9 protein-coding genes are annotated in these 15,893 nt (G+C 53.2%); 6 read left to right on the forward strand and 3 right to left on the reverse strand.

What is annotated here, in order from left to right:
- Positions 1 to 53: 53 nt before the first annotated feature.
- On the reverse strand, positions 54 to 2,366 hold the full coding sequence (locus tag DDT52_RS03570; RefSeq protein ID WP_136155130.1) for an FdhF/YdeP family oxidoreductase: 2,313 nt from the start codon (positions 2,364 to 2,366) through the stop codon (positions 54 to 56).
- A 251-nt stretch (positions 2,367 to 2,617) separates the two neighbouring features.
- On the opposite strand from DDT52_RS03570, the gene DDT52_RS03575 reads away from it, so the two are divergent.
- Together DDT52_RS03575 and DDT52_RS03580 are read left to right on the forward strand one after the other, a co-directional pair.
- Positions 2,618 to 4,213: a PTS transporter subunit EIIC gene (locus DDT52_RS03575; RefSeq protein WP_136155131.1), complete on the forward strand. Its 1,596-nt coding sequence runs from the start codon at positions 2,618 to 2,620 to the stop codon at positions 4,211 to 4,213.
- Positions 4,214 to 4,242: 29 nt separating this feature from the next.
- The gene (locus DDT52_RS03580) at positions 4,243 to 5,568 is read left to right on the forward strand and encodes a 6-phospho-alpha-glucosidase (RefSeq protein WP_136155132.1); all 1,326 of its coding nucleotides are present in this window, start codon (positions 4,243 to 4,245) and stop codon (positions 5,566 to 5,568) included.
- 14 nt (positions 5,569 to 5,582) lie between these two features.
- Here the strand turns inward: DDT52_RS03580 and DDT52_RS03585 are convergent, their stop codons facing one another.
- Positions 5,583 to 6,329, reverse strand: a complete 747-nt coding sequence (locus tag DDT52_RS03585) for a GntR family transcriptional regulator (RefSeq protein WP_210732665.1) — start codon at positions 6,327 to 6,329, stop codon at positions 5,583 to 5,585.
- A gap of 142 nt (positions 6,330 to 6,471) precedes the next feature.
- Between DDT52_RS03585 and DDT52_RS03590 the strand changes: the two genes are divergently transcribed.
- A complete protein-coding gene (locus tag DDT52_RS03590) occupies positions 6,472 to 7,374 on the forward strand; it encodes a LysR family transcriptional regulator (protein ID WP_136155134.1) in 903 nt (300 codons plus the stop codon).
- 3 nt (positions 7,375 to 7,377) lie between these two features.
- Here the strand turns inward: DDT52_RS03590 and DDT52_RS03595 are convergent, their stop codons facing one another.
- Entirely contained in the window at positions 7,378 to 8,448 is a 1,071-nt protein-coding gene (locus tag DDT52_RS03595; protein WP_136155135.1) for a LacI family DNA-binding transcriptional regulator, read from the reverse strand.
- 318 nt (positions 8,449 to 8,766) lie between these two features.
- On the opposite strand from DDT52_RS03595, the gene DDT52_RS03600 reads away from it, so the two are divergent.
- The 3 genes from DDT52_RS03600 to DDT52_RS03610 all read left to right on the forward strand — a co-directional run bounded on the left by DDT52_RS03600 (position 8,767) and on the right by DDT52_RS03610 (position 15,790).
- Positions 8,767 to 10,074 (forward strand): MFS transporter, encoded by a 1,308-nt coding sequence (locus DDT52_RS03600; protein WP_136155136.1) that lies wholly within the window; start codon positions 8,767 to 8,769, stop codon positions 10,072 to 10,074.
- A gap of 39 nt (positions 10,075 to 10,113) precedes the next feature.
- Positions 10,114 to 12,480: a glycoside hydrolase family 31 protein gene (locus DDT52_RS03605; protein WP_136155137.1), complete on the forward strand. Its 2,367-nt coding sequence runs from the start codon at positions 10,114 to 10,116 to the stop codon at positions 12,478 to 12,480.
- Positions 12,481 to 12,964: 484 nt separating this feature from the next.
- On the forward strand, positions 12,965 to 15,790 hold the full coding sequence (locus DDT52_RS03610) for a flavocytochrome c (RefSeq protein ID WP_136155138.1): 2,826 nt from the start codon (positions 12,965 to 12,967) through the stop codon (positions 15,788 to 15,790).
- Positions 15,791 to 15,893: the final 103 nt, after the last annotated feature.

The following is a 15,893-nucleotide window of genomic DNA, read 5'->3' on the forward strand; positions in this document are numbered from 1 at the left end:
TGACAGTTTTACGCGAATCGGGTGCTGGCGGCAAGCGTTCCATGTGCTCCCCGTCACGCGATGCGTAACAAAGGTTCCGCCTGCTCGCTACGGCGAATACTTACCGGTACGGATTTTGACGTTGGGGTATGGGTTTCGTCGCCAAAGCTGGATAATGGCACCAGCGGGTTGGTTTCCGGATAATAGGCCGCCAGATTGCCTCGCGGAATATTGTAGCCCACCAGTTTGAAACCGCTCACTTTTCGGGTAATGCCATCGTTCCACAGGGTTTCGATATCCACCCGATCGCCGTCTTCCAGCCCCAGCGCCGCGATGTCATCCGGATGGATAAACAACACGTCACGCTGGCCGTATACGCCGCGGTAGCGGTCATCCAGACCATAAATCGTGGTGTTGTACTGGTCATGGGAACGCAATGTTTGCAGGGTAAAAGGCACTGTCTGCCCATCCAACTGTGGAAACAGCGTGTCTGGCAGCGGCGCGTGACTGAACTGAGCCTTGCCGCTGGCGGTGTTAAAGCGCAGGTCGGCGGCGGCATTGCCCAGATAAAAACCGCCCGGCAAATCGCAGTTGGCGTTAAAGTTCTCGAATCCGGGCAGCGTCGCGGCGATATGATCGCGGATTAGCGCGTAGTCGTCTGCCAACGCCAGCCAGTCCAGTTTTTCATCTCCCAATATGGCATGGGCAATCCCCGCCACAATCGCCGTTTCAGAACGCTGCAAAGGGGATAGCGGCTGTCCGACGCCCTGAGAGGCGTGCACCATGCTGAATGAATCTTCGACGCTAATAAACTGTGGGCCGCTGGCCTGCATATCGAGGTCGGTGCGTCCCAGCGTTGGCAAAATCAATGCGTCAACCTGACCGGTAATCAGATGGCTGCGGTTCAGCTTGGTACTGATATGAACCGTCAGATCGCAGCGGCCGAGGGCTTCTTCGGTACGAGCGGAGTCCGGCGCGGCGGCGGCAAGGTTACCTCCCAGCGCAATCAATACTTTTACCTCGCCGCGGAGCATGGCTTCCAGCGCTTCGACGGTGTTATGGCCCGGCGCGTAAGGCGGCGTGAAATTAAAATGTGCTGCCAAACGATCCAAAAACGCGGCAGAAGGCTTTTCATCAATCCCCATGGTGCGATTGCCTTGCACATTGCTGTGTCCGCGAACCGGACACAGTCCGGCCCCGGGTTTGCCCAACTGGCCGAATAACAGTTGCAGGTTGACGATTTCCCGGACGGTGGCGACCGAGTGTTTATGCTGAGTGACGCCCATCGCCCAGGTACAGATGACGCGCGGAGATTGCTGATAAATCGCTGCGACGTAGCGCAACTGGGCTTCGCTTAATCCTGATTGTTGCTCGATTTTCTGCCAACGGGTGGCATCCACCACGGCCAGATAGTCGTCAACCTGCCGCGTGTGCGCTGACAGGAAAGCCTGATCGAACAGACCCGCTTCACCTGCGGCCAGACGCTGACGATGTGTTTCCAGCAAGGCTTTCACCATACCGCGAACGGCTGCCATATCGCCGCCCAGATTGGGTTGCAGATAGGTTTCGCTGATGGCGCCGGATAGCGGCGTCAGGAGTTCCAGCGGGTTTTGCGGATTGGCAAAGCGTTCCAGACCACGTTCACGCAGCGTGTTGAACGAGACAATATGCGCGCCGCGATCGGCCGCGTGGCGCAGGCTGTGCAGCATACGGGGATGATTGGTGCCGGGGTTTTGGCCGAAGACGAAAATTGCGTCGGCGTACTCGAAGTCGTCCAGGCGAATGGTGCCTTTCCCGACGCCAATACTCTGCTTCAGCCCGGTTCCGCTGGCTTCATGGCACATATTCGAGCAGTCAGGAAAATTGTTGGTTCCCAACATGCGGCCAAATAGCTGATACAGATAAGACGCTTCATTACTGGCGCGACCGGAAGTGTAGAGTTCCAGTTGGTCAGGGTGCGCCATGTTTTTGACATGCCTGGCGATCAGTGAAAAGGCGTCGTCCCAGCTGATGGGCACATAGCGATCGCTGGCGCGATCGTAGCGCATGGGGTGCGTTAAACGCCCCTGATATTCAAGGAAATAGTCGCTTTGCTGACGTAGCGTCGTCACGCTGTGCGCGGCGAAGAAATCGAGATCCACCGCTTTGCGCGTGGCCTCCCAGCTCACCGCTTTCGCGCCGTTTTCACAGAAGCTGAACGTGCTGCTGTTGTCATCGCCCCAGGCGCAGCCTGGACAATCAAATCCTTTGGATTTATTGACCCTCAACAAGTTTCGGATATTTTTCAGCGCTTGCTTGCTGTCCAGTACAAAACGAGTGGTGGCTTCCAGAGAGCCCCAACCGCCAGCCGCATTGCGGTATGGCTTGATGGATGGTTTGAATTTCATCGATAAATCCGCAGGTGTTGATGTTTTTTAAATGTGAACAAAATTTTAAATATTTGCTCTTATGCGGTGAGTCTAGGTTGTGCCTGTCACAGCGTCTAATCAAATAGGGCTATGGCGGGATAGAGGCGGTTTATTGCGGGTTAAAATGTGACCGAGTGCTGATTCCTGTTATTTTTGTCTAGTTGTCTAGACAAATAATCTCGTTTTCCGGCTATTACTTAACCAGTACGGAAAAACAGGAAGAGCGAGCGATGAAAGATCTGGGCAATAAGATTCATGGTTTCGGGAAAGCACTGATGATGCCGATTTCGGTCATCGCCGCCGCCGGGGTTTTCCTCGGACTGGCGGCGGCCATGCAGAATCCGGCCATCACCGGTGACGCTTTTACCGAGATGAAAATACTGCAATTGGTCATTGGCTTTATTCGTCAGGTAGCCGGCGCGTTATTCGCCAACCTGCCGCTGTTTTTTGCTGTCGCTAGTGCGATTGGCTTAGCCAATGCGGAGAAACCGACCGCCGCGTTTGCCGCCGTCATTGGCTTTATTTCTATGCATGTCGGGGTCAGCGCCACCCTGGCCGCACAAAATCTGACGCCGGAAACCACCACCATTGACGCATTGACTGCTGCGGGGATGGATCATACCGCTGCGCTGATGTATGCGGCAGAGTTTACGCAAACGCTGGGGATTTTTACCTATAACATGAGCGTACTGGGCGGGGTGATCGCCGGTGTCATCACCGCCTTGCTGCACAACCGTTTCTATACCATTGAATTGCCGACGGCCATCAGCTTTTTTGGCGGACGGCGGTTTGTGCCCATCATCACCGTCGTTTGCCTGCCGTTAGTGGGGCTTGGGCTGGCGCTTATCTGGCCAACCATTGGCAGAGGCATTGCCTGGATCGGTGAACTGATTGGTCATAGCGGGCAGTACGGTGCGTTTTTATATGGGTTTTCCGAACGCATCCTGATTCCCACCGGGTTGCACCATATCCTCAATGAAACCGTGCGCTTTACGCCGATCGGAGGCGTTGCCACGGTGGATGGACAAACCATCGTTGGCGCATTGAATATCTTTAATGAGTCATTAACCCATCCCGGAGCGGTAAGCGACGACATCATCCGCGAAGCCACCAAATTCCTGGCTCAGGGCAAGATCCCCATCATGATGTTTGGCCTGCCCGGCGCCGCATTGGCGATGTATCACTGCGCGCGCCCGGAACACAAAAAACGGGTTAAAGCACTGATGCTGGCGGGAACGCTGGCCTCATTCACCACCGGCATTACCGAGCCGCTTGAATTCTGCTTCATTTTTGTTTCACCGCTTCTTTATCTGGTTCATGCGGCCTTGAGCGGGTTGTCTTTCATGCTGATGTCCATGCTGCATCTGATGATCGGCAATATTCAGGGCGGCGCGATCGATCTGGTGGTGTTCGGCGTGCTGGGCGGGCTGAAAACGCAATGGTGGTATGCCGCGTTGCTGGGGCTGATTTATTTCCCGGCCTACTACTTTATCTTCCGATTCATTATCGAGCGGATGAGTGTCGAAACGCCGGGGCGGGAACCGGAAGACGCCGTGAATGAGGCGGCGCCGGTCAGTACGGATGAACGTACCAAAGCCATCATTATTGGTCTGGGAGGCGAGAACAACATCGAAGACGTGGATTGCTGCTTTACCCGCCTGCGCGTGCTGGTGAAAGACATGGCCCGGGTGGAAGATAAAACGTTAATGACCACCGGGGCGAACGGCATCAACCGGGTTAATGAACATAACATCCAGGTGATTTACGGTCCGAAAGTGGAAAAAATTGCCAACGATGTCAAAACCGCGCTTGGCGTGACAGGGTAACTTTTAACCTTATGAAACGGAGAACGGCGATGACGAAGAAATACAGTATTGTAATTGTGGGGGGCGGTTCAACCTGGACGCCGGGGTTGTTGAAAGCGCTGTGCAAGCGTAAAGCGACGTTTCCTTTGCAGCGGCTGGTGATGTTTGATGTTAATGCGGAGCGTCAGGCGGTAATCGGTGATTTCGCCCGCCTGTTATTCAGTGAAGCGTACCCGGAACTGGATTTTTCCTACACCACGGATGTGGATGAAGCCTTTGCCGGGATGGATTTTGTGTTTTGCCAGATGCGTACCGGCGGCTATGAAATGCGGGAAAAGGATGAAAAAATTCCGCTGTCGCTGGGCGTGATCGGGCAGGAAACCTGCGGCCCCGGCGGTTTTGCCTACGGCATGCGATCTATCGGCGACATGATTGAACTGGTGCAGCATGTGCGTACCCGTTCTCCGGATGCCTGGATTCTGAATTATACCAATCCAGCGGCGATCGTGGCCGATGCGCTGCGGGTAAAATTTCCCCATGATCGGCGAATTCTGAATATCTGCGATCAGCCGGTCAATCTGCTGCGTTCCTACGCGCGTCTGCTGGAACGCAGTGTAGATGAGTTCGAGCCGGTCTATTTTGGCTTGAATCACTTTGGCTGGTTTACCCACCTATACGATCGTCAGGGTGTCGATTTGCTGCCGCAGTTGAAGGGCATCATCAGCCGTCAGGGATTCAAACCCGCGGATGCGGAACAGCGCGATCGCTCATGGCTGGATACCTATGCGCTGGTGGCCGACATGCTGCACGATTTTCCTGACTACCTGCCCAATACCTATCTGCAATATTACCTGTACCCGGAATATAAGCTCAGCAAGCTGGACCCGAATTTCACCCGTGCCAATGAAGTGATGGCGGGCCGTGAAAAGCGGGTATTTGAAACCTGCCGCGAGGCCGTGAAAGCGGGTACGACAAAGGATGCCAGCGTGGTGCACAACGATGCGCACGGCGACATGATTGTCGAAGTGGCGGAGTCTATTGCCTATAACCAACACCGGATTTTCGTGGTGATCGTGGAAAATAACGGATTGGTCAACAATCTGGACGATACCGCGATGGTGGAAGTCGCGGCTACCCTGGGGATAAACGGGCCACGGCCTTATGGCGTGGGACAGATCCCCACATTCTACAAAGGGATGATCGAGCAGCAGTTTGCCTATGAGCGCCTGACGGTCGAAGCCTGGTTTGAAGGTTCTTACACCAAAGCCTTGCAGGCGCTGACGCTCAATCGCCTGGTGGTCGATGCCAGGAAAGCCCGTAAGGTGCTGGATGCGCTGATCGACGCGAATAAAGGCTATTGGCCGGAACTGAAATAATGGATGCGTTGTCGTCATCCCATCAGCGGGCGCAGCGGGGCATCCAGCGTGAAAGTGTAATGGCGTTGATTGTAGTGGACGTTCGACAGTTCAAAAGGGATCTGACCGGCAAAGAATGCGATGACGCTGGCGCGCAGAACGGGTTCATCGCGCGCCAGCCCCAGCGCTTCCCGCACCTCTGACGAAGGCAGTTCGGCAAAGATTTGCTTATGACTGCCCACCGCATCGTATCCTTTGGATTTGAGATAGGCGTATTTTGACTGGCTAAGGTCGTGCTCGCTGAGGTCGGGGAACAGTTCGCTGTTCATCCAGGATTGCTCATAAACAAAGGGGATTCCGTCAATCAACCTCAGGCGCACCATGTAATAAATATGGGCGTTTTCAGCCAGCTGTAGCTGATTGGCGATGTCGCGACTGGCAGGCTGGCGGGAAAAATGCAGCAGTTGGTTAACGATAGGGCGATGGACCGCGCTGGCCACCTCGCTGGAGGTCAGATGTTGATCGAGTGGCAGTTGTACCTTGATGCGCGTATCCGGTTGGGCAACAAAGGTGCCGCGTCCGCGAAAACGCTCTACCAGTCCTTGCCGGACCAGATAATCCACCGCTTTTCTCGCCGTCATGCGAGAGACCTGATATTGCTCGCACATTTCGGCTTCTGTCGGCAACGGATCGCCGGGTTTCAGCGTGCGATCGCGAATCTGCCGGCTCAGAATCTGCTCAATTTGCAGATAGAAAGGGATAAAAGAGTGCTTATCGATCATCAGGTTTCTTCCCCGAAGTCTTTAAATTACTCCAATAGTATAGCCGGGCAGTTATCTATACAACCGGTTGGCGGCTGGTGACGCACTGTCAAAGCGCGAGGCGGTGATATACTGATGATTCACATCATTATGGTCTGCGGCTATGGATATTAAACAGCTTATTTACCTCTGTAATCTGGAGAAAGAACGCCATTTCGGGCGGGCGGCCGAAGCCAGTTTCGTTAGCCAGCCGACGCTCTCGATGCGATTAAAAAACCTGGAGCGTGAATTGGATCTGGCGCTGATCAACCGGGGAAATAATTTTGAAGGATTTACCGCCGAAGGCGAACGGGTGCTGTCCTGGGCGCGAGAAATTGTTTCCGTCTATCAGGGACTAAAACGGGAAGTCGCTTCGTTGCAGCGTGGCGTGAGCGGCATATTGCGCATTGGCTCGGTTCCCCAGAGCAGTATTGCGCTGTCCCGCCTGCTGGCGGCGGTGAATGAAATCTATCCACAGCTGGATTTCCAAATATCCCTGTTCAGCGCCGATCGGCTGCTGGAAGCATTGAATGCACACGCTGTGGATGTCGGTATCGGTTTTTTTGAGCTGTCGACATTACAGGAGTTGCACTTTCAGGTTGCGCCTTTGACGGAACAAGGGGTTGATCTGCTATTCCACCCGCAGTATTTCCCGCAGATGGTCGGCGACTCGCCGCTGGAATTGAACGATCTGGTCGATCTGCCGCTATGTCTGGCGGAGCCGAGCCGCTATTTTCGTCGTTATCTGGATGGTCATTGCCGGGAAACGGGGATCTCGCTGTGGGTCAAGGTGGAAAGCACTTCGATTCTGCAATTGATGCAAAGTGTTTTTGTCGGACTGGGCTGCGGCGTTGTCCCGCGTGGGAGTTTGATTCCTGAGATGACGCCGGCCCTGAACATGAGGCCGATTACCTTACCGCCCATGCGACGACACGCGGCCGTGGTCGTGGCGCAGGCTGGACGCGCGACGCCGCTGGCGCAAAATTTCTTTGCCGCGGCACAAACGTGGCTGACCCAGACAGGATAATCCTCAGTCGTAGAGGTGGTCATCTTGTACCGGCGCATGGGTTTTACTGGGACGAAGACGCCGGACGGAGTCGCGGATAACCAGCTTGCCGTTCAGCAGCAGGTTGCCCGTGGGCGCGTCCGGGCGCATCAACTGGTATTGCAGTAACCGGACGGCTTCTTCGCCCAGATCTTCACGCGGCACATGCACCGAGGTCAAGGGAATGTCATGAATGGTCGCCAGATTGAAGCCATCCATGCTCATGACCGAGATATCCTGTGGAACGCGTAAGCCAGCCTGATTGAGCGCATTGACCGCGCCAACCGCGATAAAATCCCCTCCCGCCAGAATGGCCGTCGGTTTTTGTTCTGCCGGACACTCGGCCAGAAACGCGGTCACTCTCTGTTCGGCTTCGGCGGTGCTGAAATTTCTCAGCGCCAGAAGATGGTATTGATCGGAGAACGGCAGATTGTGGCTCTGGTAGGCGTCACGAATCCCAGCCAGACGTAATTCCATGGTATAGCGACGTAGGCAGAGCAGGGTCAAAATATCACGGTGTCCCTGCTCAAACAGATAGTTCACCGAAAGTTCGCCAATCAACTGATGAGCGGGTGCGACACCGGATAGTTTCATTTTTCGGTCGAGACAATTAATCAGAATACAAGGCTTGCCTATATCGGCGGCCAGCGCATGGATATAGGGATCGTCAATGCCGATCAACATCGCGGCTTCCGTCTCGGGATCGCTCATCTTTTCCAGAAACAGCGGTACATCGCTGTCGTTTTCGTCCAAGCCGCAGTAGCGCACGCGTACTTCATGGGGGGCCAGCGCATCAATAATGCTCTGTATCACCTTGTGGTAAAAGATGTCAGACCGGACGTCAAAAGCGCGCTGCGGAGCGAAAATCGTCAGGCTATTCAGTAACAAGCGGCCGGTCGCCAGATGGTTTAATACGCCGTACTGCCGGGCGCAAGTGAGAATACGCGCTTTTGCCGCTTCGCTGGTATTGGATTTGCCTGACAAGACGCGCGATACCGTACTGATTGAAAACCCCGTCTGCGCCGCAATTTCCCGTATTTTCAGGTTTCTTTTCATTTTGTGATCTCGTTCAACTTAACAAATGACAAAATTTTCATGACCACTAAACGTGACTGAAACAGGCCTGGTGATGTTATTTGGTTTACTTATGAACTTACCATGAAAATTTTTGCAAAAAAGTGAGTATCACGGCGTTTTTAATTGTTCTAGTCTTTTTTGGTAAACCAATTTTTACCAATGCTAGTTCATGAATTTATTTAAAGTCTAGTAAATACAAATAGATGAAAAAATACACATGTCTTGAAGAGTGAAAAATAGCGAACTCCTTCAAACATGTCAGACCAATATAATTGTACCTCCTAAAAGGCGTTCATTATGAGTCTTGATATCAATCAGTCATCACCGATGACAAAGGGAAAATGGAAATTAAAAAATCTGCGCTGGTGGATGCTGGCGCTGTTTTTACTGGGGGTGACGGTCAACTACATTACCCGTAACTCGCTGGGCATACTTGCTCCTGAACTGAAAACCAGTCTGGGCATTACCACGGAACAATACTCCTGGATTGTTGGCGCATTCCAACTGGCCTACACCATTTTTCAGCCGCTTTGTGGCTGGTTGATTGATGTCATCGGTCTGAAGATCGGTTTCCTTATCTGTGCGATCGTTTGGGCGCTGATGTGTATGTTGCATGCCGGGGCCGGAAGCTGGCTGCATCTGGCGATATTGCGCTTCTTCATGGGGGCCTCCGAAGCAGCGGCCACGCCGGCTAACGCGAAAACGCTGGGGGAATGGTTTCCCAAGAAAGAACGTCCGGTTGCGGCCGGCTGGGCCGGGGTGGGTTTCTCCATTGGGGCGATGCTGGCTCCGCCGATTATCGTTATCGCCCATGTCAGTTTTGGTTGGCAGGGCGCCTTCATGTTTACCGGTGGGTTGGCGATGCTGTGGGTCGTACTGTGGTGGCTGTTTTACCATGACCCGGCGGATCACCCTAATCTGAGCCGTGATGAGCTGGACTTTATCCGTCAGGACAACGAACTGCCGCCGGTTAAACTGCCGTTTTTCACGGCGCTGAAAACCGTATCGAAAAATAAACGTTTTTACGGTATCGCCATCCCGGCGTTCATGGCTGAACCCGCCTGGGCGGTATTGAGCTTCTGGGTACCGCTCTATTTGGCCAATGAACGCGGCATGGATTTAAAACAGATCGCCATGTTTGCCTGGTTGCCTTTCCTGGCCGCCGACCTGGGCAGCGTCGCGAGCGGTTATCTGACTCGCGTATACGTACGTTTTTTTGGCTGTTCTCGCGTCAATTCGATTGTTGCCAGCTCGGTTACCGGGGCCTTTCTTATGTTATCGCTGGCATTGGTCGCCATTAGCAAAGATCCGTGGATGGCGATTCTGCTCATTTCGATCGGCGGATTTGGCCATCAGGTGATTTCCTGCATGCTCAGCGCGCTGGTGGTGGAGTCATTCGATAAAGGGCAAATGGCGACGGTAAACGGCATGCGAGGCTCCTTCGCCTGGATCGCCAGTTTCCTGTTTTCTCTGCTGATTGGCGTAACGGCGGACAAAATCGGTTTCAATCCGCTGTTTGTCGCGATGGGATTCTTCGATCTGATCGGTGCGGTTTTCCTGATTGCTTTTATTGCTGAACGTCGCCAGAAAACGCGGTCGCTGTAATTTCACTTTTGCTTAAATCATTCCTGAAAAGGACGCTGTATGAAGACGCTGAAAAATTGGGTGTTTCGCCATCGAACCCCGGAATATGTTGAACTGCTCGTTGATGAGAAGCACATTTTTCGCCTGTACATTTTAGAATCAGGGCTGGGACGGGTGCTGATCAAACAGAACGGGGATCTGCAATTAAAACAGACCTGGAGCATTGCGCCGCAACAGGATGTTCCCTTTGCGGGGCGCAGCCGGGAAAGCTGTGAAGGTTTCAGCCTGCCGGGTTTTTCGCTGGAGGAGCATGAGGGCGGATTACGCGTCAGCACGGACCGTCTGCGGGTGACGATCCACCAACCACTGTGGCTGTCGTGGGAATATCTTGATGAACGCGGAGCATGGCAGATGTTGGCCGCCGATCGGGCGACCAGCGCCTATCTGCTTAATCCTCATGGCGATGGCGTGGCGCATTATCAGCGCCGTTTCCCAACGGAACGCTATTATGGTCTGGGCGAAAAGGCGGGCGATCTTGAACGCGCCGGACGCCGCTTTGAATTCAGAAACCTGGATGCGATGGGGTATAACGCCGCGGCGACCGATCCTTTGTATAAACATATCCCGTTCACCATTACCCGGCGTAACGATGTCAGCTTTGGTCTGTTTTATGACAATCTGAGCAGTACGTGGCTGGATCTGGGGAACGAAATTGATAACTACCATCAGGCTTATCGGCGTTATCAGGCCGAGGCTGGAGACCTGGATTACTATCTGTTTATCGGGCCGCGGGTACTGGACGTGACAAAAGCCTTTGTGCGCCTCACGGGTAAAACGCTGTTCGGTCCTAAGTGGAGCCTGGGTTACAGCGGTTCCACGATGCATTATACGGATGCTCCCGATGCGCAGCAGCAGTTGATGAAATTTATCGCTTTATGCCGCGAGCATGATATTCCATGTGATTCTTTTCAGCTTTCTTCCGGCTATACCTCCATCAACAACAAGCGCTACGTCTTTAACTGGAATTATGACAAGGTGCCGCAGCCGGAAGTGATGTCGCAGGCTTTCCATGATGCGGGCCTGAAGCTGGCGGCGAATATCAAACCTTGTCTGTTGCAGGACCATCCCCGATATGAGGAAGTCGAGGCGCTGGGGTTATTTATCCATGACTCGGAGTCGGATGCGCCGGAGCGTTCAAGTTTTTGGGATGATGAAGGGTCGCACCTTGATTTTACCAATCCGGATACCGTGGCCTGGTGGCAAGACAATGTGACCAGCCAGCTGTTGCAAAAGGGGATTGATTCAACCTGGAACGACAATAATGAATATGAAGTCTGGGATGGCGAAGCGCGTTGCCATGGTTTTGGCGACCCCATCGCGATTAAGCATATCCGGCCGTTGATGCCGCTGCTGATGATGCGGGCATCGATGGAGGCACAGCAACGGTTTGCGCCCGCGCTACGCCCTTATCTGATTTCCCGCTCCGGCTGTGCCGGTATGCAACGCTATGTTCAGACCTGGAGCGGCGATAACCGTACCAGTTGGCAGACGCTGCGCTACAACATCCGGATGGGCGTAGGGATGAGTCTGTCCGGCTTGTACAATGTCGGGCACGATGTGGGCGGTTTTTCCGGAGATAAGCCCGATGCGGAACTGTTTGTTCGCTGGGTTCAGAATGGGGTGATGCACCCGCGTTTTACCATTCACTCCTGGAATGACGATCACACGGTCAACGAACCGTGGATGTATCCGTCCGTCACCCCGGCAGTGCGCAGCGCAATCGAACTTCGTTACCGTATGTTGCCGTATTTCTATACGCTGCTGTGGCAGGCCAGCGCGGATGACGAGCCGATGCTACGGCCAACGTTTCTTGATCACGAGCAGGATGAAGCGACGTTTGCAGAAACGGACGACTTCATGCTGGGACGGGATGTTCTGGTCGCCAGCGTGGTTGAACCGGCGCAACGGCAAAGAACGGTGTATCTGCCCGCCAACGAGTCGGGATGGTATGACTTTTACTCCGGTCAGTGGTTCATGGGGGGACAAACCGCGACGCTTGAAGCGCCGTTGGAGCGCCTTCCTTTGCTGGTGCGGGCAGGGGCGATGCTTCCGCTGTCGGGGCGCACCGCATTTGTCAGCCATACCGAGGACGATCGCCGGGAGTTTTTGCTGTTCCCGCCGGTTGGTACGGGTAAAGATAGCGGTTTGCTGTTTGAAGACGATGGTGAAACCTGGGGATGGCAACGGGGTAAAGCGCTGTGGCTACGTTGGGAAATCCGCAGCGACAGTAAGCGCATTGATGTCAACTTTACCTCGGAAGGCCAATTCCAACCCGCATGGCGACAAGCGGACATTCGCCTGCCAGCCGGAGAATGCCGTACGCTGTACGTCAACGGCGTGCGTACCACGGTGTTTGAACGCGAATAGAAAAAGAGAAGCGACCAGGACAGCCCGTTGCAACGGGCTGTCCTGCCGTGAAGTAACGAAACTCCATCGGCCAGACGTAATACCCCACAATCGGTAGTATTAAAAAGCATCGCGGACGATAATGCTCGCATGATTACCGCCGCCAAATCATCGTCATCTCCTGTTCATTCCACTATCTCTGTTATATAAAGCTTAATTAATTATGATTTAATTTCTCCGCAGGATACGGAGATGTTAATAACAGGGCGAGATGTTAATATTAAAAACAGTTATCGCCAATAACCTTATTAATTGTATTTATATCCGGCAGTTAAAATATTAAAAAAACGTATTAATACATTAAAAAAAATACATACTCAGTAAGTAATAACATGAGCCAATCGGCCCGTCATTTTAGGGCGTAGAACAAATAACAAAAAAGACCCTGGCTTTATTGTGATTTATTTTTAAGCAAAATTTTTTATTTTAAAGTGGAGTGTTCACCATGACGGATATTAACCTTCGGTTGTTAAAATCTTTCACATTACCCAACGGCGTTACGCTGAAAAATCGAGTATTCATGGCGCCGATGACCACCTGTAGTGGGTTCTTCGACGGCAGCGTGACCAAAGAATTAATCGAATATTATGAACACCGGGCGGGCAGTATCGGTACGGTGATAGTGGAATGCTGTTTTATTGACGACAAGGGGCTGGCTTTCCCCGGGGCGATAGGTATCGATAAAGACGATAAAATCGCCGGGCTGGCCAGGATCGCGGCAGTGATTAAAGCAAAGGGCTCGAAAGCGGTGTTGCAGATTTATCACGGAGGACGGATGGTGGAGCCCCGGTTTATCGGCGGCGCCACTCCGGTCGCCCCCAGCGCGCTGGCGGCCCCCAGACCCAGAGCGGTAACGCCGGTCGCGCTGACGGGCGGCGATGTCGAGGAGATGATCAGGAAATTTGGCGAGGCGGTATACCGGGCCATTCAGGCCGGTTTTGACGGCGTGGAAATTCACGGCGCCAATACTTATCTGATTCAGCAATTTTATTCCCCCAACTCAAATCAGCGCACTGATGAATGGGGCGGAAGTCGGGAGAACCGGGCCAAATTCCCGCTGGCTATTCTGAACATCACTCATGAAATGGTAAATAAATATGCGGATCGGTCGTTTATTATCGGTTATCGCTTCTCTCCGGAAGAAATAGAAACGCCCGGTATTCGTTTTGACGACACGTTATCTCTGTTAGAAAAATTGGCGGAAAAAGGGTTGGATTATGTCCACTTTTCTATGGGGAATATTCTGCGTCCGTCATTGGTTGATATTGATGATCCTACCCCGCTGATTAAAAAATATATCGCCCGGCGATCGCCAAAACTTGCCGGGATCCCGGTAATCGGCGTTGGTGATATTGTGAATAAAACGGATGCGGAAACGGCGCTGGAAAATGGCTATGACCTGATCGCGGTCGGCAGAGGGTGTATTGCGTATCCTGACTGGATCGATCGGATTGCCGGGCAGCAATATATCGAGCTTTATATTGATAGCGATAAACGTGAAGCATTAACGATCCCCGAACCCTTATGGCGTTTTTCGTTAGTCGAAGCGATGATTCGGGATGTGAATTTAACAGGGAAGAAATTCAAAGCCGGGGTGTACCAGGAAAAATTGCAGGATGAAAACGGCGAACTGAGGATGAATATCAGCTTTGCCTCCGATCGGATCAAAAATATTGAGTTGGAGGATAACACCGGCATTGATGCATCGCTGTTAATCAATTTTGAGGTAATCAAGCGCCGGATTTTAGACGCCAATACTCCGCATGTTGATGCGGTAACCGGTGCGACAACGCAAAGTGAAGCGATTAAAAAAGCCGTTACCAAAGCGATGGTGAAATCCTGCAAGGCAGCCATTTTAGAAGAAGGCGGTAATCCTGAGGCGGCTCGGGAGGTTGATGTGGTGATTATCGGCAGCGGCGGCGCGGGGCTGGCCGCCGCGATTCAGGCCAGTGAAGCGGGCGCCAACGTCATCATCATCGAAAAGATGCCGTCTATCGGCGGCAATACCATCAAGGCATCGGCCGGCATGAATGCGGCCGGGACGGTGTTCCAAAAAATCAAAGGCATCGAGGATAGCCCGGCGCTTTTCTACAACGAAACGCTGAAAAGCGGTAAGCACAAAAATAATCCATCGCTGGTGAAATATTTCGTTGAGCATGCTGCCGTGGCGATTGACTGGCTCGCCGAACATGATATTGAGCTGAGCGACATTACCACCACCGGCGGGATGAGCGTTGACAGAACCCATCGGCCGGCCAGTGGCGCTGCGGTCGGCGGTTATCTGATTAGCGGTCTGGTGAAAAATATCAATAAACAGAATATTGACGTCATGCTGGATACCGCGGTGACGGAAATTCTTCAGGAACATGGCAGGGTAACGGGCGTTCGTATTATTAATGATGAGAACGAAGAGAAAATCATTCCGGCAAAGGCCGTTATCGTCGCGACGGGCGGATTCAGCGCCAATGAGTCGATGGTGGTTAAGTATCGGCCGGATCTGGATGGCTTCGTGACGACGAACCACAAGGGCGCAACCGGCGGCGGCATTCGCCTGTTGGAGAAAATCGGCGTGGATACCGTTGATATGGGCGAAATCCAAACGCATCCGACGGTAGAACAGACCACCTCTTATTTGATCTCTGAATCTATCCGCGGTGGCGGCGCTATTCTGATTTCAGCGCGGGGCGAAAGATTCTTCAATGAATTGGCTACCCGCGATAAGGTCTCCTCGGCCATTGTCAGCCTGCCGGAAAAATACGCCTATATTCTGTTCGATCAGCGGGTGCGCAGCCGAAACAAGGCGGTTGAGGAATATGTATCGCAAGAATTAACCGTGCGCGGTGAGGATATCGCAGAACTGGCGGCAAAGCTGGAGATCGATCCGGCGACGTTGCAACAGACAGTCGACAGATACAATATCTTCGTCAACCACCAGCGCGACGACGATTTCGGCAGAACGACCGGTATGCGCGATCCGCTCGACTGTGCGCCTTTCTACGCCATCAAGGTTGCGCCCGGCGTTCACCATACCATGGGGGGCGTGACGATCAATTCCAGTTCCGAAGTTCTGAATGGCCGTAAACAGGTCATTCCCGGCGCCTACGCCGCTGGCGAGGTGGTCGGCGGGATTCATGGCGCCAACCGCATTGGCGGGAATGCCGTGGCGGATATCATTATTTTCGGTATTCGAGCCGGTATACAGGCGGCTGCCTATGCGAAATCGTCGGCGGATTTTGAGGAGACGGAAGTCCTGCTCAGAGCTGCATCGTAACGTTTGCACGCCTTAACCGTAAAACAGGGAGCGCGCCCGAAAGGGCGCCTCACTGATACCTTCTTTCCTCCCAGGCGGCAATCATCTCTGTCACGTTGACTTA

This window comes from Brenneria roseae subsp. roseae (assembly GCF_003115845.1).
Lineage (GTDB): Bacteria > Pseudomonadota > Gammaproteobacteria > Enterobacterales > Enterobacteriaceae > Brenneria > Brenneria roseae.